22 protein-coding genes and 1 pseudogene are annotated in these 25,698 nt (G+C 39.9%); 10 read left to right on the forward strand and 13 right to left on the reverse strand.

Going from position 1 to position 25,698, the window contains the following annotated elements; genetic code table 11:
* Positions 1-188: 188 nt before the first annotated feature.
* Together ABZP26_RS04850 and ABZP26_RS04855 are read left to right on the forward strand one after the other, a co-directional pair.
* A complete protein-coding gene (locus tag ABZP26_RS04850) occupies positions 189-740 on the forward strand; it encodes a heme NO-binding domain-containing protein (protein WP_368485419.1) in 552 nt (183 codons plus the stop codon).
* Positions 733-1,682, forward strand: a pseudogene (locus tag ABZP26_RS04855) (sensor histidine kinase). The gene ABZP26_RS04850 and the pseudogene ABZP26_RS04855 overlap by 8 nt, the downstream one beginning before the upstream one ends.
* Positions 1,683-1,758: 76 nt before the next feature.
* On the opposite strand, the gene ABZP26_RS04860 reads toward ABZP26_RS04855, so the two are convergent.
* On the reverse strand, positions 1,759-1,980 hold the full coding sequence (locus tag ABZP26_RS04860) for a hypothetical protein (protein WP_008108632.1): 222 nt from the start codon (positions 1,978-1,980) through the stop codon (positions 1,759-1,761).
* Positions 1,981-2,171: 191 nt separating this feature from the next.
* Between ABZP26_RS04860 and ABZP26_RS04865 the strand changes: the two genes are divergently transcribed.
* A complete protein-coding gene (locus ABZP26_RS04865) occupies positions 2,172-2,885 on the forward strand; it encodes a DUF1499 domain-containing protein (RefSeq protein WP_368485420.1) in 714 nt (237 codons plus the stop codon).
* A gap of 119 nt (positions 2,886-3,004) precedes the next feature.
* On the forward strand, positions 3,005-4,051 hold the full coding sequence (locus ABZP26_RS04870; protein ID WP_013464412.1) for an NAD(P)-dependent alcohol dehydrogenase: 1,047 nt from the start codon (positions 3,005-3,007) through the stop codon (positions 4,049-4,051).
* A 54-nt stretch (positions 4,052-4,105) separates the two neighbouring features.
* On the opposite strand, the gene ABZP26_RS04875 is transcribed toward ABZP26_RS04870, so the two are convergent.
* A complete protein-coding gene (locus ABZP26_RS04875) occupies positions 4,106-5,311 on the reverse strand; it encodes an MFS transporter (protein WP_368485421.1) in 1,206 nt (401 codons plus the stop codon).
* A gap of 340 nt (positions 5,312-5,651) precedes the next feature.
* Here ABZP26_RS04875 and ABZP26_RS04880 point away from each other — a divergent pair, with 340 nt between their 5' ends.
* The 3 genes from ABZP26_RS04880 to ABZP26_RS04890 all read left to right on the forward strand — a co-directional run bounded on the left by ABZP26_RS04880 (position 5,652) and on the right by ABZP26_RS04890 (position 8,483).
* Positions 5,652-6,074 carry a hypothetical protein gene (locus tag ABZP26_RS04880; RefSeq protein ID WP_028835426.1) on the forward strand — a complete coding sequence of 141 codons (423 nt, stop codon included), beginning with the start codon at positions 5,652-5,654 and terminating at the stop codon, positions 6,072-6,074.
* On the forward strand, positions 6,071-6,268 hold the full coding sequence (locus tag ABZP26_RS04885) for a helix-turn-helix transcriptional regulator (RefSeq protein ID WP_013464415.1): 198 nt from the start codon (positions 6,071-6,073) through the stop codon (positions 6,266-6,268). Before ABZP26_RS04880 ends, ABZP26_RS04885 begins: the two co-directional genes overlap by 4 nt.
* Positions 6,269-6,356: 88 nt before the next feature.
* Positions 6,357-8,483 (forward strand): TonB-dependent receptor plug domain-containing protein, encoded by a 2,127-nt coding sequence (locus ABZP26_RS04890; protein WP_368485422.1) that lies wholly within the window; start codon positions 6,357-6,359, stop codon positions 8,481-8,483.
* A gap of 79 nt (positions 8,484-8,562) precedes the next feature.
* On the opposite strand, the gene ABZP26_RS04895 is transcribed toward ABZP26_RS04890, so the two are convergent.
* Entirely contained in the window at positions 8,563-9,444 is an 882-nt protein-coding gene (locus ABZP26_RS04895; RefSeq protein WP_368485423.1) for a LysR family transcriptional regulator, read from the reverse strand.
* Positions 9,445-9,555: 111 nt separating this feature from the next.
* On the opposite strand from ABZP26_RS04895, the gene ABZP26_RS04900 reads away from it, so the two are divergent.
* Positions 9,556-10,536, forward strand: a complete 981-nt coding sequence (locus ABZP26_RS04900) for a TDT family transporter (RefSeq protein ID WP_290191258.1) — start codon at positions 9,556-9,558, stop codon at positions 10,534-10,536.
* Positions 10,537-10,613: 77 nt separating this feature from the next.
* Here ABZP26_RS04900 and ABZP26_RS04905 read toward each other — a convergent pair whose 3' ends face one another.
* Together ABZP26_RS04905 and ABZP26_RS04910 are read right to left on the reverse strand one after the other, a co-directional pair.
* Entirely contained in the window at positions 10,614-12,014 is a 1,401-nt protein-coding gene (locus ABZP26_RS04905) for a pre-peptidase C-terminal domain-containing protein (protein WP_368485424.1), read from the reverse strand.
* A gap of 294 nt (positions 12,015-12,308) precedes the next feature.
* Positions 12,309-12,482 (reverse strand): DUF2986 domain-containing protein, encoded by a 174-nt coding sequence (locus ABZP26_RS04910; protein ID WP_013464421.1) that lies wholly within the window; start codon positions 12,480-12,482, stop codon positions 12,309-12,311.
* Between the two features lie 161 nt (positions 12,483-12,643).
* Between ABZP26_RS04910 and ABZP26_RS04915 the strand changes: the two genes are divergently transcribed.
* The gene (locus tag ABZP26_RS04915) at positions 12,644-14,131 is read left to right on the forward strand and encodes a dipeptidase (protein ID WP_368485425.1); all 1,488 of its coding nucleotides are present in this window, start codon (positions 12,644-12,646) and stop codon (positions 14,129-14,131) included.
* A gap of 72 nt (positions 14,132-14,203) precedes the next feature.
* Here the strand turns inward: ABZP26_RS04915 and ABZP26_RS04920 are convergent, their stop codons facing one another.
* The 5 genes from ABZP26_RS04920 to ABZP26_RS04940 form a co-directional block, all read right to left on the reverse strand.
* Positions 14,204-14,965 (reverse strand): EAL domain-containing protein, encoded by a 762-nt coding sequence (locus tag ABZP26_RS04920; RefSeq protein WP_058154340.1) that lies wholly within the window; start codon positions 14,963-14,965, stop codon positions 14,204-14,206.
* A 256-nt stretch (positions 14,966-15,221) separates the two neighbouring features.
* Positions 15,222-15,650, reverse strand: a complete 429-nt coding sequence (locus ABZP26_RS04925; protein WP_058154341.1) for an OsmC family protein — start codon at positions 15,648-15,650, stop codon at positions 15,222-15,224.
* Positions 15,651-15,842: 192 nt separating this feature from the next.
* Positions 15,843-17,000, reverse strand: coding sequence for a N(5)-(carboxyethyl)ornithine synthase (locus tag ABZP26_RS04930; protein WP_058154342.1), 1,158 nt, complete (start codon positions 16,998-17,000; stop codon positions 15,843-15,845).
* Positions 17,001-17,285: 285 nt separating this feature from the next.
* A complete protein-coding gene (locus ABZP26_RS04935) occupies positions 17,286-17,420 on the reverse strand; it encodes a DUF2256 domain-containing protein (RefSeq protein WP_010391223.1) in 135 nt (44 codons plus the stop codon).
* A 2-nt stretch (positions 17,421-17,422) separates the two neighbouring features.
* Positions 17,423-18,952, reverse strand: coding sequence for a cryptochrome/deoxyribodipyrimidine photo-lyase family protein (locus tag ABZP26_RS04940; protein ID WP_058154343.1), 1,530 nt, complete (start codon positions 18,950-18,952; stop codon positions 17,423-17,425).
* A 102-nt stretch (positions 18,953-19,054) separates the two neighbouring features.
* Between ABZP26_RS04940 and ABZP26_RS04945 the strand changes: the two genes are divergently transcribed.
* A complete protein-coding gene (locus ABZP26_RS04945) occupies positions 19,055-19,663 on the forward strand; it encodes a flavin reductase family protein (RefSeq protein WP_368485426.1) in 609 nt (202 codons plus the stop codon).
* A gap of 18 nt (positions 19,664-19,681) precedes the next feature.
* On the opposite strand, the gene ABZP26_RS04950 is transcribed toward ABZP26_RS04945, so the two are convergent.
* The 3 genes from ABZP26_RS04950 to ABZP26_RS04960 all read right to left on the reverse strand — a co-directional run bounded on the left by ABZP26_RS04950 (position 19,682) and on the right by ABZP26_RS04960 (position 25,594).
* Positions 19,682-20,983 (reverse strand): MFS transporter, encoded by a 1,302-nt coding sequence (locus ABZP26_RS04950; RefSeq protein WP_290191264.1) that lies wholly within the window; start codon positions 20,981-20,983, stop codon positions 19,682-19,684.
* A 67-nt stretch (positions 20,984-21,050) separates the two neighbouring features.
* Positions 21,051-24,356 (reverse strand): PAS domain S-box protein, encoded by a 3,306-nt coding sequence (locus ABZP26_RS04955; protein WP_368485427.1) that lies wholly within the window; start codon positions 24,354-24,356, stop codon positions 21,051-21,053.
* Entirely contained in the window at positions 24,356-25,594 is a 1,239-nt protein-coding gene (locus ABZP26_RS04960; protein ID WP_368485428.1) for an ABC transporter substrate-binding protein, read from the reverse strand. Before ABZP26_RS04960 ends, ABZP26_RS04955 begins: the two co-directional genes overlap by 1 nt.
* Between the last annotated feature and the right edge of the window lie 104 nt (positions 25,595-25,698).

Below are 25,698 nucleotides of genomic sequence, written 5' to 3' on the forward strand. Positions count from 1 at the left end.
GTTGACCATACAAATAACGAACATTTTTGGGCGTTTTACAAGCGACTAAACTATTATTACTTTAATGCTGATATTTTACTGGGTAAGACTTATTACCCTAGTGTACATATGAGCAGTAAGGTAGCGAGCGTTTGTAACTAATTGAAGATGCAGCTAACAATCTAAAAGTGATAATAGAGGGAACATGCATGAAAGGCGTTATCTTTAGAGGGCTTGAGGCACTGGTTATTGAAAAACGTGGCATGGCAGCATGGGACGACTTACTTGAAAAAAATGCACCGGAGGGTCGTGTTTATATTTCTGCAGAAAGTTATCCAGATGAAGAAATAGTTGGTTTAGCACAAGATGTAGCAACTGCACTTTCTATGTCTATGCCAGAGGTATTAAAGGCCTTTGGAGAGTATTTATTTTCTCACTTAAAGGCACGTCATCCAAGCATTGTTGCTAACTTTAATTGTTTTGCTGATCTCATTATTGGTATTGATAAAGTAATTCATGTTGAAGTAGCTAAGCTTTATCATGAGCCTAATTTACCTGAAATTGACGCCCAAATTATTGAAGACGGGTTTATTTTAATGCGTTACAACTCTAAGCGACAGCTTTGTATGTGCGCCGAAGGGCTTATTTTTGGTGCTGCGGCTCATTATGGGGTTGATGCTAAACTTAATCATGCCCAGTGTATGCATGATGGGTTTGATTCGTGTTTAATTGAAATAAAATATGAGACTCCCCATGGCTGAAGACGACTACAATTATAAAAAAGCGTATTTGCGCGAAAAATCAGCCAGAGATCAATTAGAAACCCTACTAGAAGACAAAACACGGGCATTGTTTATTGTTAATCAAGAGCTGGAAGAAAAGCTCGAAACGGTTAAAAACCAACAAATAACCTTAATGCAAAGTGAAAAAATGGCCACGCTAGGGACACTCTCTGCTGGGATGGCCCACGAAATAAATAACCCGCTTGCTTACATAACCAGCAATGTAGAAAGTATAAAATTTATAAAGCCCGTGTTGGTTTCGTTAATGACGGCGGCTCAACAATTTGTAGATAAATCGATTTCAGTATCGCAGTTAGAGTCTATTTTAGTTCAGCTCAATCAAGAAAACGATTTAAGCTTTATTGTGGACGATATTGATGACTTAGTTGATGATACCCAAGAGGGATTAGAACGTATCGCTCATATTGTTAATAACCTTGTTGACTTTGCAAGCCTAAAAGACAACGTAACTGCAATGGCAGATATTACAGAATCACTCAATAGCACACTAAAACTACTCGACAACCAGCTAGGGACATGTGCTATAGAGTTACACATTGAAAAGTTACCTCTAACACGGTGTAATAATCATCGATGAAACAAGTGTTTGTAAACTTATTAATTAATGCCAAACACGCCTGCGACGATTTGCGCGATCAGCAAGGAAAAATAAGTGTTAAGCTGTTTGCCAATGAAAACAATATTTACATAGAGGTGGCAGATAACGGCTGTGGAATGGACGCTGATACACTTAAACAAATGTTCGATCCCTTCTTTACCACTAAACCCGTAGGCCAAGGCACTGGTATGGGAATGGCTATAGTTTACAATGTACTTAAAGAGCACAATGGCACTATAGAGGTTGAAAGTAAAGTGGGTATGGGGTCTTTAATACGTTGTGTAATACCTATTGCTACATAACTTTGTAAGCTTAAAGTTTACAATGCAGGCATGGCTACAAAGTGTGTTGTGGCTATTGAGCGTAGGTATAAGTATCTTAACTCGATACTTCTTGTCCGCCGTGTTGCTCGGCTAAATCATCAAGTTCGGCAACCGTATAATCAAATCCGCTTTCATCATATTCGTAGCTTACTTTAACGCTGTCGCCGCCATTAAAAAGACGTGTTTTTACGTCATTGACTGGCCAATCTTTTAATTCGTGTAAAAAACGGTTTGCAACTTGGGATGATTCAAATCGATAACTAATCTCTGTCTTCATAAATAATAATACCCTGATAATTTTACCCCCGTAGTTTGTTGATTTTTACCAAGGAGTCAAGTTATCTACTTTAAAAGGGCAATAAATTATGACTTTATAGATACTTATCGGTCATAGTAATCTAAATTGGAGTGTTAACAGTATAAAGCTGTTTAAAAAACAATAACCATATAACAATAACGGAGTAGGCAATGAAACATTTAGTGACCTTAGTTGGGCTTATCGCTTTTTTAATGGTGGTACTACCGGGACCCCTTTATAAATTTAATATGGTTGAGTTAGGTACTGCCTTTGCTGGTTTTAGATTAGGCGTTTATGTTGGTGGGGCAGCATTAGCCTTATTATTAGTTCAAGTGCTATTCATGCGTAAAACAGTGAGCCTAACCAGTGCAGTGGTCACGGTTATTTTTGCAGCTGTTGCGATTGCAATGCCGATTAACATGATGAATACAGCAAAAAGTGTTCCGCCAATTCATGATATTTCTACCGATTTAATTAACCCACCTAAGTTTGTTGCGGTTGTGCCTTTGCGTGCAGATTCGCCAAACCCGGTTGCTTACGCGGGTGAAGAAACGGCAGCGCAGCAACGTAAAGCGTACCCAGAGCTAAAACCGCTCGAGTACAACCAAACCCAAACAGAGCTGGTGGCAGCAATCACTAAAGCAATGGAAAACTTAGGCTGGGAACTGGTTAATAGTGATGTTAATAATGGCATTGTTGAAGCAACAGACACCACAACATGGTTTGGTTTTAAAGACGATGTTGTGGTTCGTATTAACGATAAAGGCAGTAAACGCGTGGTCGATATACGCAGTAAATCACGCATTGGTAAAAGTGATTTAGGTAAAAATGCGCAGCGTATTAAAACACTGATTGACGAGTTAAATGCCGTTGTTGTGGAATAATTGATAACAGAAAAACAGCCCTGCACTTTGCGGGGCTATTTGCAGTTGCACATGATCAGCTTATGTTCATAGCTGACAGTGTATACTGTGTATGATTTTTAATAAACTATGGAGTTATTATGAAAACAGTCGGATATGCAGCAAAAAGCCAAGGTTCTGAGCTTACAGAGTTTTCTTTTGAGCGCCGCGATTTACGAAATAACGATGTAGCAATAGAAATTTTATATTGTGGTGTGTGCCATTCAGACTTACACGCAGTGCGTAACGACTGGGGGGGTAGTAATTACCCATTAGTTCCTGGGCACGAAATTGTAGGTAAAGTAATATCAGTCGGTAGTGATGTAAAAAAATACAAACAAGGCGATACCGTTGCCGTAGGGTGTATGGTTGACTCCTGCCAAAGCTGTGACCAATGTGATAATCACGAAGAGCAATTTTGTCGTGAAGGCATGGTCGGTACTTACAGCGGGACCGATAGAGTTAACGGCGAAATGACTCAAGGTGGTTACTCTAAACACGTTGTAGTACGTGAAGAGTTTGTATTATCAGTGCCTGAAAACTTAGAATTATCGCGCGTGGCACCGTTACTTTGCGCCGGTATTACTACTTATTCACCGTTACATAAATGGGGTGTAAAAACAGGTAGCCGTGTTGCAGTGGTAGGCCTTGGTGGATTAGGTCATATGGCGGTTAAAAATGCAGTAGCAATGGGTGCAACCGTTACTGTTATTGGTCGTACAGAGTCTAAAAAAGAAGATGCAATAAAGCTCGGCGCACAGCATTATTTAGTATCAAACAATGATGATGAAATGAAAAATGCGCAGTCAGCGTTTGATGTCATTATTGATACCGTGCCTGTAAAGCATGACTTATCAATTTACACACCACTACTTGATATCGATGGTACCTTGGTTATTGTTGGCCAAGTAGGCCCAGTAGATGAGCTAAACACAGTTCCTCTTTTAATGGGTCGTCGTCGTGTGGCTGGTTCGTTAATTGGCGGCATTGCAGAAACACAGCAAATGCTTGATTTTTGTGGTGAGCACAACGTACTGCCAGAGTGTGAAATGATCAACATAGACGAAATTAACACCGCTTATGAGCGTATGGAACGCTCTGATGTGCGATACCGTTTTGTTATTGATATGTCATCTATTAGCGTTTAATACGCTAAAGAGTAAAATGTAAAAAGAGCCGCTTAGCGGCTCTTTTTGTTTTTATTAACAAGGCTGTGCCTGTTTAGTTTTGTTGCCGCTAATTTGTATATAACTAAGCAGCCACATTAACAGCCCACCTAAAAATAAAGCCGCAGCAACATAGCCTGTTTGATTTGGCGCTGCCCCTTTTGCAATAGCAATGCCGCCAACCCAAGGGCCAATAGCATTTGCAATATTAAACGCACACTGCACTAATGCCCCAATCATGGCGTGGCCGTCAGGTGATACATCCATTAATAGCGTTTGCACTAAGGTTGATAGCCCTAAGCTGCAGCCAATAAAAAATATAACCGCATACAGCAGATAAATATTATAGCTGGCACTGACATATGCAAATGCAAAAACAATGGTAGAGGCAAGCGTAAATCCGGTGGTTTTTATCGCTGATTTATCGGCAGCTTTACCTAGTACGTAATTACCGAGCGTAGAGCCAACACCAAACATCACCATAGCAATTGAAATTGTATAGGGCGCGCTCTGAGTGACCTCTAAGATCGTATCGGCCACATAGGTATAAATACAAAATACGCCACCAAAGCCAATAATAACAATCCCTAATATTGACCAAACCAGTTTGTTTTTTAGCACCCCTAATTCGTTGAGTAAGTTAGAAGTATGGGTGTTTTTAACATTAGGCACCACGTTATACACAAAAATAAAGGCAATAAACGCCAACACCCCAGCCGCAGCGAGGCAATAACGCCAACTAAGATTTTGCCCAACCAATGTCACCACCGGCACACCAACGATAGTGGCTATGGTTAAGCCCATAAACACTTTTGACATAAAGCTAGCGCGTTTTCCTTGCGGTGCTATATCAGAGGCCAGTAATAACGCGGCACCAAAATAAGCGCCATGGGGAAGGCCACTTAAAAACCTAAACAGCACCAGTTGTTCTAACGAGGTCGCTAATGCACTTAAACTGTTTGAAATACACATTAAGCTTAAAAATAATAATAGCGCTCGTCGTTTTCGCATATTTGCCGTTGCCAGCATTAAAATGGGTGCGCCAACCACCACCCCAAGAGCATAAGCACTAATAGCATAACCACTTTGTGACGGGGTACTGCCAAAAGCCTCACTAATTAATGGCAACATAGGCATCATAGAAAATTCAGATAACCCTAAAATAAAAGTACCCAACGCCAGCACAATTAAAATAGCGGTTCTATTGGGCTGACCCGACGGCGATGTAGTATCAACGGCCATATAAATCCTTGAAGATAATAAATAAAATTTAATAACAAACTAAACGTCAGTGCGTTTAAAAATAAAGCACACACGCTTATTTAGTTGAATGTGGAAATGAGGAGTAAAGAGGCGTGCATTTTAAATTAAAAGCTCTCTTTCGTCATGGACTAAACCATAATTTAAGATGAATAAAATTTAACTTAAGCCAACCAAAGGACGGTTAAGTAAGTTCAGCAAAGTATTAACGCAATCAAAAATAAGCAGTGTTAAATTTAAAGTGTAATGTTAACTTGACTTTTTGTAAGACATGAATGATATTTGTAAAGTAAACATTACTTTTAAAAACAGGATAAAGGCAATGAAAGCAGAATTAAATTTAAAACAACGCCAAATTAAAAATACCAGTTACCTAGCTAAATGGACCTTAATATGGCTTTTTACTTTAGCTATTTGCAGCTTTGGCCCCACTTTAATCTGGGATCGTTCAGCGCTAATTAGTGGCTTTTTTATTATTATAAATTTGGCTGCTGGCGTAGGGATGATTTTAGCCAACAAGCGCTATTTGCAAGGCATGGATGAATTAATGCAAAAAATACATCTCAGTGCCATGGGGTTTACCTTAGGTGCAGTGTTAGTAGGCGGGCTGGCATACACCAATTTACAATTGAGTGGTTTAATTGATTTTAAAGCGCAAATACCCGACTTAATGTTTTTAATGGGGGCGGTGTATTTAATTAGTGTGTATGTGCTTAATAAACACTATTGCGCAGGTGATGAATGAAAAATAGATTAAAAGTGTTAAGAGCCGAGCATAATTTCACTCAAGCAAAGTTGGCCGAGCTGTTGGATGTATCGCGCCAAACGATTAATGCCATTGAAAAGGGCAAGTTCGATCCCAGCTTGCCACTGGCTTTTAAGGCCGCAAGGTTGTTTAAACTTAAAATAGAAGACATTTTTGATGACGAACAGGGTTAAAAATTAACAAAGTGCGACAATATGTCGCGCTTTTTAACTTGCCGCAGCACGTATAATTTACCCACAAAATTTTTGTGGTAAATCAATAATGACTGATAAAAAAAATCCCCTAACCTCCTATTTAGTATCGCCTTTGGCACTTGTTATAAGTGGCGTATTATCGCCTGTTGCCTTTGCAGATGACGCCTCAATTGAAGTGATCGAAGTACACGGTCAAGCACAAAACAAACACCTATCGTTAGGTTCATCTGAATCGTTATTAACTGATTTAGGTGTGGACTTTTCAGCCGCCGGTGGCATGGCTAACTTACCTGTTTTAAATGGTTTAATGGGCGATAGAGTGGCGGTACTGGTCGATGGAGCGCAAATCACCGCCGCCTGTGCCAATCAAATGAACCCGCCACTGTCGTATATTTCAGCCAATCAAATTAGTAGCTACAAAGTGGTTGCAGGTATTTCTCCGGTAAGCGCGGGAGGCGATAATATTGCAGGGGTGATCGCGGTTAATTCTATTTCACCTCAGTACAGTGAAAGCAAGCAACTTGGCTGGCACTCTGGCTACGTATCAGCCCAATACAATACGCTAGATAACGGCAAAAAGGTAGGCGCGGGCATGCGCATTGCCAGCGACGTATTCAGTTTTAATTATCAAGGTGCGTTTAGCGATGCTAACAGTTATGAAGATGGTAACGGCGATTTAGTGCTCGATACCCTGTACCGCGCGCAAAACCATAGTTTAAGTGCTGCCATGCGCGATGATAAGCAACAATTAGTTGTTAAGCTAAGCCATCAAAAAATACCCTATCAAGGCTTTGCTAACCAATATATGGATATGACAGATAACACCAGCTATGGCGCTGTTGCCCAGTATAAGCGTGCTTTTACAAACAGTGAGCTTGAAGCGCAGTTAAATTGGCATAGCGTAAAGCATGAAATGGGCTTTTTCAGCGCAGAAAAAACCGGAAAAATGCCAATGAAAACCGACGCCGAAGATATAAGCACTCAGTTAAAATGGCGATTAGCGCTTGATAACAACAGCCAGTTATTACTCGCCCAAGAGTACCATTATATGAATATTGATGATTGGTGGCCTGCGGTTGAAGGCTCAATGATGATGGGGCCAAATGACTACAACAATATTAATAACGGCCGGCGTCAGCGTATTGCCTTGCTTGCTGAATATGAAAGCCAATTAGATACTCGCTGGTGGTTAAATGCAGGCGTTCGATTTGAAAATGTAATGACCAATACCGACGATGTACAAGCATATAACGCAGGTATGGTCGCTATGAGTGCGATGGCCATGGCGATGCCAAGTGATGCAATGGCCGCTAAAGAGTTTAATGGTCAGAACAAAAAACAAACAGACAACCTAGTCGATGCAAACGTGCTGATTAACTATCAACTAAGCAATAATGACGAGTTACAAATTGGTTTAGCTCGTAAAAATCGCGCACCTAATTTATACGAACGTTACAGTTGGGGGGTGGGAAATATGGCCACCACCATGATAGGTTGGTACGGCGATGGTAATGGCTATATTGGTAACATTGCCCTTAAACCTGAAACCGCACATACGCTTAGCACTACGTATACCCGTATGGCTAAAGACGACAGCTGGCGTATCAGTGCTAATGCGTGGGTGAGCGATGTAAATGATTATATTGACGTCAACAGAGTAAGAAGCTTTAACCGCACAGCGCTTGCTGCCAATACTCGTAATGTACTTATGTTTAATAACGTAGATGCCACGCTTTATGGAGTAAAGCTAGATGCGGTTGCTACTCTGCACGAGTCTAAGCAGTATGGTAGTTGGTCGTTAAAAGCTAACATTACCAATACCCGTGGTAAGCGCGACGATACCAATCAGCCGCTTTATCAAATTAAGCCACTGCAAACCTACTTTGCGATTAACCAGCAAATAGGCCGCTTTGAAAACGCACTCACGTGGCAGTGGGTCGATAGTAAAACCCGCGTAGATAGCAACCGCCTAGAAAACCAAACCGAGCAGTATCATTTACTTAATTTAAGCTCAAAAGCCAGTTGGGATGCATTGACTGTGAGTGTTGATATTACCAACCTGCTTGATGAGTATTATGAATTACCACTGGGCGGCGTAAGCATTGCTGAGTTTAAACAAGATTCAACGCAGGGGTTCAATCAATTAGCAGGACAGGGTCGTTCTATTAATTTGGCTATGAGTTACGCGTTTTAAGATGAGAGAGTAAGTTAGTGTGAGCTGTCAGATTCGATTTTTGGTTAATCGAATCTGACAGTTAATGACTATTAATTTTTTAATTCTGCTTGTGACAAAAATCTATAAACTGCGTTAGCAGCGGATTTTTGTATTTGTCTTTATGCATCACTAACCAAAACTGTCTTTGCATGGAGTGGTTTAAGTTAAGCTGCGTAACGCGGCCATCGTTTAAAGCGTACTGTGCCGCGAGTGACGATAAACATCCCAGTCCTAACCCTTCTGCAACGCTGTTGATCAATGCCTCTGTGGTATTGAGCTCAAAGCTTTGGCTCCAATTATCGATATGCGTAGCAAGGTTTTGTAAAAAGAATGAGCGTGAGCCAGAGCCGGTCTCTCTTAATACCCATTGACTGTTTGCTAAGTCATTAAAACTAAGCTGTGGTTTTTTAGCTAAAGGGTGGGATGGCGGCGTAATTATGCACATGGTGTCTTGACTAAACACGGTTGAGACTAAGTCACTTTGCTGGGCATGGCCTTCTATTAATGCAATGTCGAGTTCAAAGTCGCGCAGTTTTTGACAAATAAGCTCAGAATTTGAAATAAAAACCTGCTGAGAATAATGCTGCTGTTGTTGGCGAAATCCACTGAGTATAGAGGGTAACACATGATTACCAATGGTATCGCTGGCACCTATTTTTAACGTGCCGCTGGCTTTTGCGTGGGACGAAAAAAGCGTATTAATATCATTTGCTCTGTGCAGTAATTCATCTGCCAAGGGCAGTAATTTTTGCCCTTCTTGATTTAAAATTAAGCGATGATTTACCCGATCAAACAGTGGATGGCCTAATTGTTTTTCAAGCTCGCTAAGAGACATACTGAGTGCCGCTTTAGACAAGTAAAGTCGCTCTGAGGCTGCGCTAAGCGTTGTATGCTGGGTAATACCTACAAACACTTTAAGTTGTTTAAGAGAAATATTCATGAGCTTGGTGTTTAGTTTTTCTGAACGTGTGTTCTATATAATTAGATTTAACTAAACAAAATGCAAGGTTAAACTTCTTTATAAGATAAACAGTGAGAGTGGAGTATAAACATGTTTAATTATATAAAAGCCAAAGTAATAACCGCACCCACCCCAATGGGCGGATTAGCATTAGGCATAGCCAGCCTTGGTTGGGCTTGGGAAAATATGTTCAATGTAAATGGCGCAGCGCAATACACTGGGGCGGCAATTGCAAGCGTATTATTGTTAATACTTGGCTTAAAATTTTTACTGCACCCGCAATTACTAAAAGCCGACTTAGCGCACCCTGTTGTAGGCAGTGTGGTGCCTACTTTTGCTATGGCAACGTTGGTGGTATCTAATTCGTTAGAGCACGTTAATCCATTAGCAGGGGATGTGCTTTGGGTAGGCGCATTTTTATTGCATTTGGGATTTTTACTGAGCTTTATTATTCATCGTGTTCGTGAGTTTAAAATTGAACACATGGTGCCAAGTTGGTTTGTACCACCGGTGGGGATTATTGTTGCCGATGTCGCGTTCTCGGGTAATCCTGCACTGCTATTTTTAGCGCAAGGGGCACTTTATTTTGGCATGTTAATGTACGCAGTTATGCTGCCGATAATGATTTATCGGATAATATTTGCTGAGCAAATTCCTGATGCTGCACAGCCTACACTGGCTATTTTAGCGGCGCCAGCAAGTTTATCGTTAGCGGGGTATTTCACTGTGGTGACCCAACCGTCACCAGTGATTATTGGGGGGTTATTTGGTATTGCCATACTAATGACACTCATTATTTACACTGCCTTTTTTAAATTACTGCGCCGCACATTTTGCCCAGGGTTTGCTGCATTTACCTTTCCCATGGTTATTGGTGCTACGGCGTTATTTAAACTTGCAGATTGGATGCAAACGATGAATATTGATATGCAGTTTATAAATCAAATACACCATTTAGCGGTATTTGAATTGCTAGTAGCAAGCGCTGTGGTTGGCTATGTAGCGATCCGTTATACGCATTATTTTAACCCTTTGGCTTCAAAGTGGCTTGAATATAAAACGAATAGGTAATTATCAGGTTTTTGTTTATTTAATTATTATTTTTGCGACAGTTAAAAAAGAGCCCAAAGGGCTCTTAACTGGGGGGATTAATAAGGATTGATAGGGGAGTAGAAGTTGTTGTTATTACCATTAATGCTCACGTCTAGTTGCATACCATTATGAGTGTGGCTAACCACATTGTAATTATCACCAGGTAGTAGCTTTACTCTATTAATATTTTGATAGTTAACAGCACTGCCACATTGCAATGTCACTCTTTGCGTATTAGCGGTTTCTTTGAAGATGTAAACTTCATTGCTGCCGTCAACAACACCTGTACCAGAGGCCTCGATGAACAGTGAGGTTGCCTCACTGGCTGCAATAGAAAAGTACTGATTGCTGTGATGGCCTAAAGACACGATGGCGCGCCCCATTCTGTCTCGTTCTTGGAAGTGCGTATCGGTTAAGCTATTGTCTAAAACAGGCACATCAATAAAGCGACTGCTGAAGTTAAGTGTCTCATGGCAAAAGTCAGTGACTACTTCATCGGATACTGCACCAGCAACACCATCCGGGTCGTACACGCTGTTTGCCATTAATGCCATGCCTGCAGACGTTCCGCCAACGACACCGCCCTTATCAAAAACGTGTTGCACAGCGGTTTGTACTTTTGTACCTTGCCATTGATTAAGGTAATCAGATTGGTCACCGCCTGCAATCCATACAAATTCGGCACTGCGGATAGCCCAGTCAACATAGTCATCATTTGCTTTGTTGCGAGTATCAATGATCAGTGTTTCTACTGAGTCGGCATTCATTAAGTTCAGTAAATAATCGTTGTAGGCGTCAGTACCTGAGGTTCTAAGCACAACAACATCGGCACCGCTGCCAACATGGTTGGCAACGCGATTACTAAATGCTTGATCAACATCGCTGCCACCACCCATAAGTAATACAGCACCTTGATCAGCTGTTAATGTGCTACATGAATCAGCACTGCCACCTTGTAAATATGCTTGTAATGAACCTGGTTTTGCAGGGCGAGAACTATAGCCACAATCACCGTTACCACTTCCGCCACCGGTGTTACTACCTTCACCAAAATTGACTGTTAGATCGTACCAACCTGTACCCGAGTAACGCGTTACTTTTACATAATAAGTACCCGTTGATTGCGCGTTATAACTGCCTGTTTCTGGTACATTACTGGTCGCTCCTTCGGCTAGGGCCGAACCCGTTTCTTGATATAATGCCCAGTCAAAGTCATCACGAGTATGATGATCAAGATTAACTTCAATAGGTCCGGTTTGCGTTAGTTCGAATCTAAACCAATCAGTATCATTTCGACTCAACGAGCCTGCAACGGCGGTATTACTACAAAGTGGGGAATTTGCATTGCTTTCAGTGTCGTTTGATTCAACTTCGTTTATTAAACAAGCATTACTTGCAAACGAAAAAAACATGCATGCGGCTAGTGATCCATTAAGAATTGAGAGTTTTCTTTTCATTATTGTTACCTGAATTTTAATTACATAGAAGCCTTCCTACTGCGAGGCATTATTGCTTTTAAATTATTCAGGTTTTTTTATTCGTCGAACCATTCACTTAAATGATAGTCGACAGAACATTCTTGAGGAGCACTAGGAGTGATAATAAATAGTTTGTTCATTTATGCCTCCTAAGTGATTATTGGTGTGTTTCAGCATTGTTGCTGAATGTTCAATATTACAGTTAGGTGTTTAGTTTGCAACTATTTATTAACTTTTATTTTACCTTTGTTTCAAGTTTTTGTTTTTATTGATTTATAAACATGTTTCATCGTTTATAGACTCTATTTGCTGTTCTTGAGCCAGTAATGCTAATTTTTCACGTTCAGCTTTAGACACATAAGCAGGTTTATTACTTTTATGTAATTTTGCATTTGCGCGCTTATCTTTGTTATTAAACTTTGTAATGATCTTTTTTCTGCGATTCATGATTAACCCCGTAATTTTAAGGTGCGCATTATACAGGCATCTTTAGTAAAGCTGTTAGATAAATATAGTGGCGGTTTTACGCTCTGTCGCAAAGCGTTGTTTGTTATTAAACAAGGGCGTTATAATTATGGTTCTTAGTTGTTAATTAAATGGGATTTGTTTTGAAAAAGTTAGCTTTAGCTAGTATCGCTTTATTGGCCTTTAATACTCATGCACAATTAAATAAAATTAATGACAGCGTGGCTGATTACGCTGTAAATACCTACCAAAGTGCGCAAGTACATACACTCACAAATTTGGTGTCTTTTCCAACGGTTAATAAAAGTGATGTTAGCGCACCACAAAATCCCGACTTTATTGGCTTTAAAGCGTTACTAAAAATGAAAGCGGCTGAGCTTGGTTTTGATTATCAAGATTTAGGTTACACCGTACTTATTGGTATGGGGCAACAAACTGATAAGGTAACCATAGTAACTCATGGCGATGTACAACCTGCTAATGCCAGCAAATGGAAGCAAAGCCCATTTGTTATTGACACCTCAGAGGCGGGTAAGTTGGTTGGTCGAGGTACCGAAGACGACAAAGGCGCTATTGCGACTGCAATGTACGCCATGAAGGCGATAAAAGATAAAGGCATAGCGCTTGATAATCGTATTGAATTAATGATTTACCTAGCGGAGGAGTCTGACTGGGGGCCGTTAACTGAGTTTATGAAAACTTATCAGCAACCAAAGTATGCGGTAACCATTGATGCCTCTTACCCTGTAGTGGTTGCTGAAAAAGGCTGGAGCTTAATTGCGCCAACATTTGATGCAACATCACCACAAACAGGTGTGTATGTCAGTGATGTAACCGGCGGCGCATTTGCCAGTCAAATCCCTGAAGATGCCAGCCTATTACTACATAACGCCAACGAAACATTAATTAATCAATTAAAAGCAAAAGCTAACACACTTAAGCAAGTTGAATTTAATTTTACAGAGCAAAATAACGCGCTGGCCATAAGTGTTAAAGGCATGTCGGCTCACTCATCTGAACCGGAATCAGGCGTTAACGCCATTGCTTATTTAGCTGAAATATTTAAAAACGTTGAGCTTGAAAACAATAGTGATGGCCAGCTCATTGATTTTGTTAATCAGCTTATTGGTTTAGATATTCACGGTAAACAGTTTGGCGAAATTGCTTATGAACATGACTTTATGGGGCCAATGACCGTAGCGCCTACGGTTATTGAACGTGAGGGTAATGCGCTTACTTTAGCGGTCAATGCTCGCCGTCCGGTTGGGAAAGATGAGACGTTACTTAAACAACAAATTGATACTGCGCTTGCTAATTGGCAAACGGCTAATCAGGTTACGTTAGCTAACATTAAAACCACCATTGGTACGCCCATGCTTTTAGATAGCGCACCCCATGCGCAAAAGCTACTTGATATTTTTAAGCATTATACGGGTGATAAAAACGCTGATTTTGTTTCAATAGGGGGCGGTACAAATGCCAAGCTATTTGATAATGCCGTGTCGTTTGGCCCATCTATGCCGGGCAAACGCTACACCGGGCACTCAGAACATGAGTTTATTACCCTTGAGCAATTAGCACTTAATTTACGTATGTACACCGCAATGATGATAGAGTTGGGGAATATGTAATTTTGGATATATAACCTATATCTAATACGAAAAAACCGCCGTAACGGCGGTTTTTTTTATAGCAACGGTGTGCTATTGAAAATCAACTTCTGGCAAGCATTCAAATCCAGGTTTTGCAAATAAATAACCTTGCATTAGCTCAATACCTGCGTGTTTCAACCACTGATATTCTTCAACGGTTTCAATGCCTTCAGCCAGAGCTGTAACATTTAGCGCGCTAAACATGTTTAAACAGTGAGTTACGATTGCCTGGCGATTTTTATCTTTGTCGATATCTCTGATCAGCGCCATATCAAGCTTGATAATATCAGTTTGAAAATCGGCTAATAGGTTTAATCCAGAATAGCCTGAACCAAAGTCATCGGTGGCTGTTTTAAAGCCTAATTCTTGGTAATAGCTCACAACACGTTTTACATGTGCGCTGTCTTCTATTTTTTCGACTTCTGTAAATTCAAACATAATATTTGTTGTAGGGAAGTTATACTTTTTAGCGGCTTCTAGGGTGGTACGAATACAACGCTCTGGCTTGTAGATAGCGTTTGGTAAAAAGTTAATACTAAGCATCGAATCTACACCCAGCTTTGATGCAAGTGCAATCGCTTTAATTCTGCATAACTGATCAAACGTATAGCGGTTAGTATCGTTAACGCGAGAAATAATAGAGTAGGCAGATTCATTATTTAAACCACGGACAAGTGCTTCATATCCAAAAATAGTATTATTTTGACAATTTACAATAGGCTGAAATGCCATGGTAAAGTCAAAATCTAGTTCATTCGAATCAACGCAATTGCTACAAGATACTTTTTCGCAATTTAGTGATTTATCATTCATTCATCGTACCCTTTGTTTTAACCTACAAAATAAGGTGTGGTTAAGCCTGCCCTTAATCCTAACAAAGTATTGATATTTTACATAATCTATTTAACTGTTTTTGTTTAACCTTTTTGTAACTCACCGCGATTAAACAGTGCCTTTATTTCTATGATTAATGAAAAAGTAGCAATAAGGTTATGGCTTTTTTACATGCGCATAACCTTACTTTTTATGGGCTTTAAGCGCTTTGCGCCTAGCTTAATACACTCGGTATTTACTTAAGTATGGCGTTAAGCGAAATCTCAGTATTTAATAATTTTGAGATAGGGCAGCCTTTTTTGGTTTGTTCGCACAATGCTTGAAATTGCTCATTTGAAATATCTGCAATGGTTGCATTTACTTCAAGGGCAATGTGCGTCACGGCAAAGCCATCATCCACTTCGTCTAAACTAACCACTGCTTCGGTGTTTATGTTCTCAGCGGTAAAGCCCGCTTCACCAAGTGCCAGCGATAAAGCCATACCAAAACAGGCACTATGTGCTGCACCCACTAATTCCTCAGGGTTTGAGCCTGGCTTATCTTCAAAGCGGGTATTAAACCCATACGGCTGGTTATCTAATGCGCCACTTTGCGTTGAGATATAACCTTTCCCTTTTTTAATATCACCAGACCATGTTGAACTTGCAGATTTTTTAATCGTCATTATGTTCTCCTTGTTGAGGGTGTAGGCTTTTTAGGTTAATTAGTCATACCGTGTAGTGTTTGCAATACGTTGTAAACACTACACGGTAAAACAGCTAAAAAGCGTTATTTATATAGATAGTTGCAAAATAGAAGCCAAATAATTGAATAAACAAGGTTCACGTTATGTTTGGGATTATTTATTATCCCGAATTTAGGTTATGTCAGCTATTTGCAGGTGATAAGGAGGCGTACTTTCACGGTTTTGAAACGCTAAAATAGCGTTGTTTTTAATTATTCCGTGTTCAATATTGATAGCGCGGCGAATGGTTTCGTCTTTTTGCCATTGCTCTGGGCCGACTAAAACAGTTGGCAAGTATACAATGAGCGCGGCAGAAATAGAGCGCGTTGCACTTTCCCATAAGTAGCTAGGGGTATGATCAACCGCGTAATAATCCGTGGTTTTATAGCTAAACATTGGGTGTTTAAATGTTGTTGGCTTTGCAAAAAAGAATCCCATTCCTTCATCACAGCTTACATCTATTATAAGGCTATTGGGTTTTAAGCAATCGGCTTCAGATTCAATCACAAAATTGACGGGGTTTGCGGTTTCTTGGTAGGTGCCATTAACAATAATGTCAGCTTCGCTAATAAGCTCAGTAAGCGGACGCTGCGAACCATCGTGCTCAACCACTATCATACGAGCTTCGCCTTCAGTGCCTGGGCGTACTTTAACATAATGACAATCAAGTACTTCTTCACGCACTTCATGATCGGGGCGCTGTATACAAATTGTAATATCTCTAAAACCATGAGCTTTTAATGCATAAATAGCGCCTCGGCTAACAGCGCCAAAACTAAAAATAATGGTTTTACGTTGATTACCGTAATGACCATCAATGCCTTTTAGTTGCAGAGCATGTAACACCGCACAATAACCAGCCATTTCATTGTTTTTATAAAAAGTATGACGGCCCACATTCCCCTGTGGTGACCATACAAACATGTCTTCAAAGGCAATAAGAGTAAGCTTTCTATCAAGGGCAGCTTGGGTAATTGCTTGTTGTTGTACGCAATGTACATAGCCCCAAATTGTGCCGCCTTCTTTAAGCTCTTGTAAATCAGCAAGCACTGGTTTGGCAATAATGACGGTGCCTAATTGGGTTAAAATATCACTGCGGGTGGCAATGCCGCCTGTCAGTGCTGCAATTTCTTCGTCGCTCATATTAAATGCCGCGCCATAACCTTGCTCAAAAATCATATTTTTTCTGAGTTTTTCAGGTATACGCATTAAATGCGCAGGATGAATAGGGTAGCGTCTTTCATCTGTTTTACGTGATGTTCCAATTACGCCAATAGTTAATTCACTCATGCTATATCCTTGATTAAAGTATGCTGAGTTTATAAACGAATAATGCTACATCGCTAACAAACAAAGAGGGGTTTTACAGGCAAGATCACGCCATGGCTGTAAAATAAGGCTTGGTAAAGGGTGTTCTTTTAATTAGCTGTGCTAGGTATAATGAATGTTGAGCAGGCAGAGGGTAGAGTGTTAACTTGCATTGAATAACAAGTTGAAACGTTAACCACTATAACAGCTATGTAAGATATAAAGTGAGATTAAAGCGAATATGCGTGTATTGGTTTTTATAAGCGGCTATTTGCTGCGTTTGCACCGCTCTGAGCAATAAATAACGTTATCCCAATCTCGTTGCCACTTTTTACGCCACGCAAACGGCTTATTGCATACTGGGCAAATTTTTTGCGGTAAGTTAAGTTTTTTGTGCGCCATAATTAGGTGTTCTCTTTATTGCTGTTACTGCGAGTTTTGCGTTTTACACGGGTGATTTTTTGAGTCGGAGCTACGTGTTTTTTAAGAATTTTACCTATGGCGCGTTTTACATCGGGCCGCTCTCGGTATTGCCATAGCCGTTCGCGGGCTTCTTTTGAGGCGGTGGTTAAATCAAGCATCGGCTCAGGGTAGTCTTCACCTAGTTTAAAGTCGTTAAATAGCGCTTCCATGGGCGTTTGCTCCCAAGGTTGATGTAAATATTCAATGGGGAGCTTTTCAAGTTCAGGGCACCATTTTTTTATAAACGCACCGGTTGGGTCTTGATCCTCCGATTGCTTTATTGGGTTGTAATGACGAATAGTATTAATACCGGTGACAGAGGCTTGCATTTGAATTTGTGGGTAATGAATTCCCGGTTCAAAGTCTAAAAAGTAATTAGCCAGCGGAAAACTTGCTTGTTGCCAGCTGATGTTTAAATGATGCGTTACAAAGCTAACTAGCATAGCGCGCATTCTAAAATTAATATAACCGGTGGCTTTTAAACAGCGCATGCAGGCATCAATAATAGGAATACCAGTTTGCCCCTGTGCCCAGCGTTCAATATCGCTAGTAACCTGGGCGTCATCACGATACGGAAATGCATGGTAACCCGGATTTAGCGCTTTAAATTCCATGGTGCATTCGCTTTCAAACTTTTGCATAAAATGGCAATGCCAATGCAAGCGCGATACAAACGCGGCAAGTGGGCGCTTCCAGCCTTTTTTATCAGCAGAAGTGCTATGGTATGCGTCAATCGCCATTTGATACACTTGCCTCAGGCTGATATTTCCCCACGCTAAATAGGGCGATAACCTAGAGCAATGCGTACGGCTTAAGCTTGGGCTGGATATTCCTTTTTGATAACTCTTACCGCGTTCAGCAAAAAAGCTTTGCATTACTTCACGGGCAAGTCGAGGGCCCCCGTGCTGAAAATGTTCATTATCTTGCGTGTAGGCGCTCGGCAGTATAGGTGCTTGATAATCAGTAAGAGTAAGTGGTTTTATTTGCTTCCAATTAGGTATAGCAATAGGTGCTTGCATGGTTTGTTGCCAGCGCTCGTTCCAATTACTGCGATTTCTTTTGCCACGTATCACAGCCCCCGTTGGCGACTCTAACCAGTTAATGTGATGGTGTTGGCACCAGGCTTTAATTGCTATGTCACGCTCAAAGGTATTGTTTAGCCCTATTTCTTGGTGGCTAAAGAGGTTTGTGATTTCAAACTGCGAGTGAAGCGATTCAAGCAAGGTTTGCATATCTTCATTAAATATATATACGCGGCTGTTAAAGCGATCCAACTGAGTGTTTAAGTCGCAAATAGATTGATATACAAAGCGCCAATGCCGCTCGTTGTAATGCGCATCGTTAAGCAGTAAAGGTTCGAAATTATAAATTAAGAGGGTAGGCAGGCCGTTACTAAACGCATTTTTTAAAGGCTGATGATCGCTTAGGCGTAAGTCACGTTTAAACCAGACTATGTTTATTTTTATGCGCATGGATTCAATGTATTATTTAAAAATGCTATGAAGTAATTATTTAACTTGTACGCAGCGTAGCGATTTTCCGATTTAGTTTTTTAAGATTAAAAGTGAGAAACCATGTTTTTAGATTTAACCGATAATAGCAATCACTCTGTTTATAGCTACTTAGTGGGCGGTATAAGCCCAAGACCGATTGCGTGGGTAAGTACGTTAAGTGAGGAGGGGGTTGCTAATATTTCGCCTTATTCGTTTTTTACTGTTGCTAGTTGTAACCCGCCGGTTTTAAGCGTCACGCAGGTAAACCCTCGCGATAATGCAAATAAAGATACGTTAAATAATTTACTCGCTACCAAAGAGTGCGTAGTTAATATTGTTAGCCATTCGCTTGTTGATCAAATGAACCAAAGCTGCGCTAACTATCCACGTGACGTGAGTGAATTTGATGCTGCAAATATACAGCGTACCCCCAGCCAATTAGTCAGTGTGCCAAGTGCTGCTGCGTCAAAAGTGCGCTATGAATGTAAGTTGCGAGAGGTGATTACTATTTCAGATGAGCCAAGCGGTGGGCAAATGATGCTGTTAGATGTGGTGGGTATTTTCCTCGACGACACCGTTTTAGTGAACGGATATATTGATCCAACGCGTTTAGATGCGGTGGGTAAAATGGGCGGCGATTATTTTAGTACCACGAAAGACAAATTTGCACTAAAGCGCCCACAGTTATAAAGCAATGTTGGTAACCTATTATTCGGTTTGTGGTAAAAAGAATGCACTTATAGCACCTAAAAAACCAAGGGTGCTGTAAAGTAAAATTAGCTCAGCGGTTGATAAAAAAGCCTCGAGTAAACCTATACTACCCAGAAGTAGTAATAACACCCCAATTACCGTGTTACTTACCGATACATAATCGGTGCGTTTATTGCCCTCAGCCATATCAACAAGGTAAGTTTTTCGCCCTAAACGCACGCCTTGGTGTGCGACTGAGAGTAAAAAATACAATATAGGCATAACCCACCAATTTAGCAGTAGTGCGCTATACCAAGTGGCAATAACAAATACGGCTAAGCCATTAAATGTGACTAATATAGCGCTAAGCACTAAAACACGCTGGCTAGATAAATCACTGAGCCTGCCCCAAATAGGCGCCGAGACTAAACTAGCAAAGCCAGAAACGGCAATAAAAGTGGCAAGCAGAGAAAATTCAAAAGACTGTTTACTGGCTAAAACTATATAAAAAGGGGCACTTAGAGCTGAGCATAAAAGTAGCGCACGGGTAACAACAAAATGGGCAAATTGTTTATCTTTATAAAGCAGCTTAAGTTTAGAAAACGCATGAAGCAAGCCATTTTCACCGCCATCGGTTGCCCCTTTATATTCATTTATTTTGCTGTAAAAAAAAGCCGCGATCACCCACATTATTGCACCGAGTGCTAAGGCTATAATGACGGTGTTTTGATCTTTTTGTTGTGAAAAAAACCACATGAGCAAGCCAAACGTTAAGGTGGCAAAACCGGCAATACTGGCAGCTAAGCCACTAATATTACCGCGCTGTTGCTTAGGAATAACTTTTCCAAGCACATCTTTTGCGGCCACCGAGTTAAACCCTCTAGCTAAGCTAAATAAAATTAATAAACCAATAATGGCGTAACCCGCAAGCTTGCCCTCAAGTGTAAACGCGATACCAACCATAGCCAAAATACATAAAGACTGCACAATAGCGCCAATAACCCACACCCATTTACGAATAGGCAATTGGCGGATAAAGCCAGCAATGGCCAACTGCGGCAGTAGTGAACCCGACTCTCTAATAGGTACTAGCCAAGCAATAAAACTCGCTGGCACGTTTAAGCTTTGCATTAACCACGGCAGCGTTACTTTGGGGTTGAGTAGCGCATCAGCAAACTTACTAAACAGTTGGCTTAGCAGTAAAGTAATAAAATTACCGGGGACTTCTTGGCATGCGTTATCGTCAATGGCCTTACACGCGCGAGCATCTTCTTCGTTATTTAAGCGTTTATAAATTTGCTCTTTTGTTAGTTTTTTCACTCTATTTTACCGCTGTATAAGTACAAATATTTATATATATTAAGATGATATGGTTAACATATCTACTTTACTCATTGTTTTTAAGCTCATATGGCAACCATTTTAGGAGTTTTTTAAATAATATGTCTTGCGCAATGGGCTTAGAAATATAGTCGTTCATTCCAACCTGTAAGCACTTAGCTTTATCGCCCACCATAGCGTTTGCTGTCATAGCAATAATAGTAATTGGAGGATTTTTACTTCCAGCTTCATTTACTCTTATATGGGTTGTGGCTTGGTAACCATCCATCACTGGCATTTGGCAATCCATTAAAATGAGTGAGTACGGGTTATGGGAAGTTGTTTGTTTTAAATATTCGAGCGCGTGCTGGCCATTTTCTGCAATATCAATGCTATTAATTCCTATCTTTTTAAGCGTGGTAGAGGCGACGATTTGATTAATGTTGTTATCTTCAACCAGTAAAATACGAATACTTTTGTCCCACACAATATCATCGCTCGACAAAGGCAGAGTGTCAGATAAATCCTCAGTAATGAGGCTGCTATTACTTTGCTGTTTATCGCTAAAGCAGGTCGATAGCATCTTAAAAAGATTTTGTGTGATTATGGGCTTTGTAACAATGGCTGAAAACCGAGGCGCTTGATATAAATCGCGCTGTTTATTTAGCTCACTCGTGGTCATTAAAACAACATGCGCAGCCATAAGATCTACTTCTTTATCAAGGGTTTTACTTAAGCTTAAAGCATCGCCGTCACTTAGCTGCATATCAATCATAATTAAATCAAAACAAAGGTTTTGTTTTTCGATATATTGCTGACATATTTGCACAGCCTGCTTTGCGGATGGGCTGATTACGGCTGTTGCTCCCCATTTAGTAAACTGCTTGTGTAAAATAGAAGATTGAGTTTGATTGCTGCACACAATTAAAATATTTAACGATGACATATCTACAGGAGGTAATACTTTTTGTGGGTTTTTACTGCGTTTTAGAACAACATTAAAGCTAAAGTTACTGCCCTTATTTTCTTTAGATTGTACCTGTATATCACCTTCCATTAGGTGGCATAACTTTTTAACAATCGCTAAGCCTAAGCCCGTGCCTCCATATTTTCGTGTTGTTGAAGAGTCAACTTGAGAGAATGATTTAAATAGCTTGGCTTGTTGGGCTGCAGAAATACCAATGCCAGAGTCTATTACTTGGCAGTTAAAACGCATTTGATTATTGTTAATCGGTGTGAGTTTAGCAATAACTTGCACTTCGCCTTTATGAGTAAATTTAAGCGCATTATTTACTAAGTTTGTTAAAATTTGTTTGAGGCGTCCGGCGTCACCAATGACAAAAGCGTATTCAAGATGCTCTATATCTAGCATTAACGGAATATTTTTACTGTGGGCATGAATTGCTATTGTTTCGATAAAATCGTCGAGCATGTTACAAAGGTTAAACTCTAACTCCTCAAGCTCAAGCTTACCGGCATCCACTTTTGAAAAGTCTAAAATATCGTTAATAATATTTAATAAGGAGTTTGCACTATTGAGTGCAATGCTTACCTGATGGTGTTGTTTTTCATTTAATGAGCTATCTAAAATCAAATTAAGCATGCCTAATACGCCATTCATAGGCGTGCGAATTTCATGACTCATTGCTGCTAAAAACTCGCTTTTGGCAATGTTAGCCTGTTCAGCCGCCGCTTTTGCTTCAATTAATAATTGATTCGCTGCTTTTTGCTCAGTGATATCTTGCTGAATTCCCACATAAGCTGTGAGCTGTTGCTGCTCGTTAAAAACAGGTGAGATTTGTAGGCTATTCCAAAATTCCGTGCCATCTTTTTTATAATTTAGTATTTCTATACGTTGAGTTTTTAATGTTTTTATTGCATTAGTAATAATATCTATTGCGTTCTTATCTGTGTTTGGCCCTTGAAGTAAGCTGCAATTTATTCCTAGCATTTCCTCTTTACTATAGCCTGTTATTTTTTCAAATTCAGAGTTTAAAAAGACTAAAGGAAAGCCTTGCACGCTCGCATCGGCTATAGAAATACCCACATTACACGATTCGATTGCCTGCGCTAATAAATCATTTTGCTCTTTTGCTTGTTTTAATGCTTTTTGAGAACGTTTTTGCTCAGTAATGTCAGTTACAGAGCCTGCCATTCTAATTGCTTTATTATGCTCATTGCGCAGTGCCATCCCTTTTACTGTAAAATAACGATAAGCGCCTGATTTAGTCTTTAATCTATAATCGTAATTAAAGGGAATGTTGCTAATTAAGTGATTTGCTATTTGCTTTTTATGCTTGGTTATATCATCAGGGTGAAGTAACTTATAAAGTGCATCAGCACAGTGAGGCAAAGCGTTTTTATCGTTTTCGTCGTAGCCAAGCAATACGCTAATACGGGGAGAAAAATATACTTCATTTGTAACAATATCCCAATCCCAAATACCATCATTACTGCCCTTAACCGCCAGTTCGTAACGCGCTTCACTTTGCTTTATAGCTTCTCTTGAGGATTCTAAAAGCTTAAACGGGTTTAGTAGTAAGTGCCGACCAAATACAAACAGGAATAACGACGATAAAGCCATACTTACAATAATTGATATAGCAATATCGATTATGAAGCGAGTAGTTTTAGCAGCAATTAAATTGGCAGTAATGTAGTAGTTTAATGTTATATCTGTATTGCCAATGAGGTTTTGGTTAATACTGACATACTCGTCACCTTGATTTAAATTAGAATAATAAACCCATGGGCCTGCTAAAGTCAGTCCATGGCTTTCACGGTCAAAGTCGGTCGGTAGTAACTGGGTCATTGGCGTATTAAATTGCACCATAAGCACGCCCTCAGTAAAGTTATTATATTTTATAGGCACCGCAATGGTGAATAGGTCGGTGTTGGTTGGCTTATTTAATATCACCGCCTTTTCTGTTTGCTCTTCAAGTAAGCTATTTATCCATGGTTGCTCAATTATACTCAGCTCGTTAAGCGAAGGGTCGTTACTAAAAACCACCTCTTTTAATACGTTTATAATCGTTATTTTTTCGGTGCTACCCATTATTTTATATTGAAAAAGGTAATCTTGGAGTAGCGCTTTTGAGGTGTCTGACCCCATTATGGCGTTAGATAAAATAGGTTGACGAGCAAGGTCATTAAGAATTTGTGTTCTTGTTTCTAAAAATAGTGTGAGGTAGCTGGTGGTGAGTTTAGATTCAATCTCAAGACTTTTACTTTGCAAATCATAGATAGCTGTATTTGCGCGATGACCAACAAACAGTAAAGAAATAGTCACTGATAATATTAAGCTCAATGCTAAAAAAGTATAAAAAGCATTATTTGTTGAGAGCTTAAATTTTTTATTTATTAATGCTCGCATTACTCAATATTGCCTATTGGGTTTTCGATAATGTGTATTTTTCCATCTGGCTGATAATTTGCCATGCATAAATCGTCAAAACCAAGTGCTTCGTGGGCATCAATATTATTAGCTGACCACACAGCAAAAGGACGTTGGTATTGTTTTATTAAGCCATTAACTGGCATGGTTAAGTTTTCAAGTGCATGTTTGATTTTTGCTCTGTTGTGCTCTGTATTATCGGTTAAAGTTATTTGTGATATGCCCTGTAACAATAGTTTTGTTAAGTCGTAGGCATGAATAAATCCAGCCGGAGAAATTAACTCAGTGGGTGCTACAGGGGTAGGCTTGAGGGATAAGCTTTGTGCTATAACATTTTTAGTTAAAGCGGTTTGCGGCGTTTTTAAAAATGAAAAACAGCTTTGTATAAAATGTAAGCTCAAGTTTGATTTTATGGCTTGCTCAACGTTGGCAAAAATACCCCCACCCGTTATTCCCCAATGACTAACAATAGGAAGGCGTTCATTTTTGGCAAAACTTGCCATCGCATTTATAAATACAGCCCCCTCAATGGCATTTCCAACAAATAAAATACACTCTGCAGGTGTATTTTTTATTTGATGTAGCATTAATTTGGCGTTATTTATTTTTGTGTTCCAGTTAAACCATTTTACTTGTGGTTTTATATCACCAAAGGCCTTAAGCATGGTGTTGTTGTTTGATTTTCCCCATGGCGTGTCTTCTAAAAGTAAGAGCGGATTTTTGCAATTTAGAGTTTGCGTTGCAAATTGGGCCATTCTATAACCGGCTTTTGTATCATCTACCGAGAGCCTAAATACCCAGTTATCATCGCTAGGGTATCGGGTAATAGACCCTCCGGCAGCCCAAGGCAGTAGTAGTAATAGTTTGTTTTTATTGATGAACTCTCTATTTTTTATATAGGGCGGGGAGTGCAATCCACCAATAAAAACCAGTGCATTGGGGTCTTTTAGAAACTGCTGCATGTGCAATAAGCTGCGATTCGCATTACCTCGGTTGTCTTTTTCAATCAGTGTGAGCTGATAATCTTGCACGTTATTATTAATCTCTGCTAAAGCAGTCAGCACCCCCATCTTCATTGCATAGGCCGATTCGTAATGGTTTGAATAGTCTGAGTCATGGTAGAGCGTTAATGTTTTCAGATCTTCGCTGCGTGCACTTAAAGGAAATGCTGCAATATAAAGTACACTTAAGAGGAGTACACAAACCAAAGATCGCATAATAAACTTTATGTTAGTAATTTTTATTAAAGTTAGTCCATTTTGGCGTGTTTTCCTGTTTTAAAAGGAAATTATTTAATTTTTTATAAAATATGAAACTGAAA

This window comes from Pseudoalteromonas sp. SD03 (assembly GCF_040937955.1).
GTDB classification, from domain to species: domain Bacteria; phylum Pseudomonadota; class Gammaproteobacteria; order Enterobacterales; family Alteromonadaceae; genus Pseudoalteromonas; species Pseudoalteromonas tetraodonis.

Coding starts and splice junctions, on each gene's coding strand:
- ABZP26_RS04900 (WP_290191258.1), top strand. CDS start 9,556: ATGTTTAATTATATAAAAGCCAAAGTAATAACCGCACCCACCCCAATG.
- ABZP26_RS04930 (WP_058154342.1), bottom strand. CDS start 17,000: ATGAGTGAATTAACTATTGGCGTAATTGGAACATCACGTAAAACAGAT.
- ABZP26_RS04945 (WP_368485426.1), top strand. CDS start 19,055: ATGTTTTTAGATTTAACCGATAATAGCAATCACTCTGTTTATAGCTAC.
- ABZP26_RS04880 (WP_028835426.1), top strand. CDS start 5,652: ATGAAAGCAGAATTAAATTTAAAACAACGCCAAATTAAAAATACCAGT.
- ABZP26_RS04870 (WP_013464412.1), top strand. CDS start 3,005: ATGAAAACAGTCGGATATGCAGCAAAAAGCCAAGGTTCTGAGCTTACA.
- ABZP26_RS04890 (WP_368485422.1), top strand. CDS start 6,357: ATGACTGATAAAAAAAATCCCCTAACCTCCTATTTAGTATCGCCTTTG.
- ABZP26_RS04885 (WP_013464415.1), top strand. CDS start 6,071: ATGAAAAATAGATTAAAAGTGTTAAGAGCCGAGCATAATTTCACTCAA.
- ABZP26_RS04875 (WP_368485421.1), bottom strand. CDS start 5,311: ATGGCCGTTGATACTACATCGCCGTCGGGTCAGCCCAATAGAACCGCT.
- ABZP26_RS04960 (WP_368485428.1), bottom strand. CDS start 25,594: ATGCGATCTTTGGTTTGTGTACTCCTCTTAAGTGTACTTTATATTGCA.
- ABZP26_RS04925 (WP_058154341.1), bottom strand. CDS start 15,650: ATGACGATTAAAAAATCTGCAAGTTCAACATGGTCTGGTGATATTAAA.
- ABZP26_RS04955 (WP_368485427.1), bottom strand. CDS start 24,356: ATGCGAGCATTAATAAATAAAAAATTTAAGCTCTCAACAAATAATGCT.
- ABZP26_RS04920 (WP_058154340.1), bottom strand. CDS start 14,965: ATGAATGATAAATCACTAAATTGCGAAAAAGTATCTTGTAGCAATTGC.
- ABZP26_RS04850 (WP_368485419.1), top strand. CDS start 189: ATGAAAGGCGTTATCTTTAGAGGGCTTGAGGCACTGGTTATTGAAAAA.
- ABZP26_RS04895 (WP_368485423.1), bottom strand. CDS start 9,444: ATGAATATTTCTCTTAAACAACTTAAAGTGTTTGTAGGTATTACCCAG.
- ABZP26_RS04910 (WP_013464421.1), bottom strand. CDS start 12,482: ATGAATCGCAGAAAAAAGATCATTACAAAGTTTAATAACAAAGATAAG.
- ABZP26_RS04865 (WP_368485420.1), top strand. CDS start 2,172: ATGAAACATTTAGTGACCTTAGTTGGGCTTATCGCTTTTTTAATGGTG.
- ABZP26_RS04940 (WP_058154343.1), bottom strand. CDS start 18,952: ATGCGCATAAAAATAAACATAGTCTGGTTTAAACGTGACTTACGCCTA.
- ABZP26_RS04860 (WP_008108632.1), bottom strand. CDS start 1,980: ATGAAGACAGAGATTAGTTATCGATTTGAATCATCCCAAGTTGCAAAC.
- ABZP26_RS04905 (WP_368485424.1), bottom strand. CDS start 12,014: ATGAAAAGAAAACTCTCAATTCTTAATGGATCACTAGCCGCATGCATG.
- ABZP26_RS04935 (WP_010391223.1), bottom strand. CDS start 17,420: ATGGCGCACAAAAAACTTAACTTACCGCAAAAAATTTGCCCAGTATGC.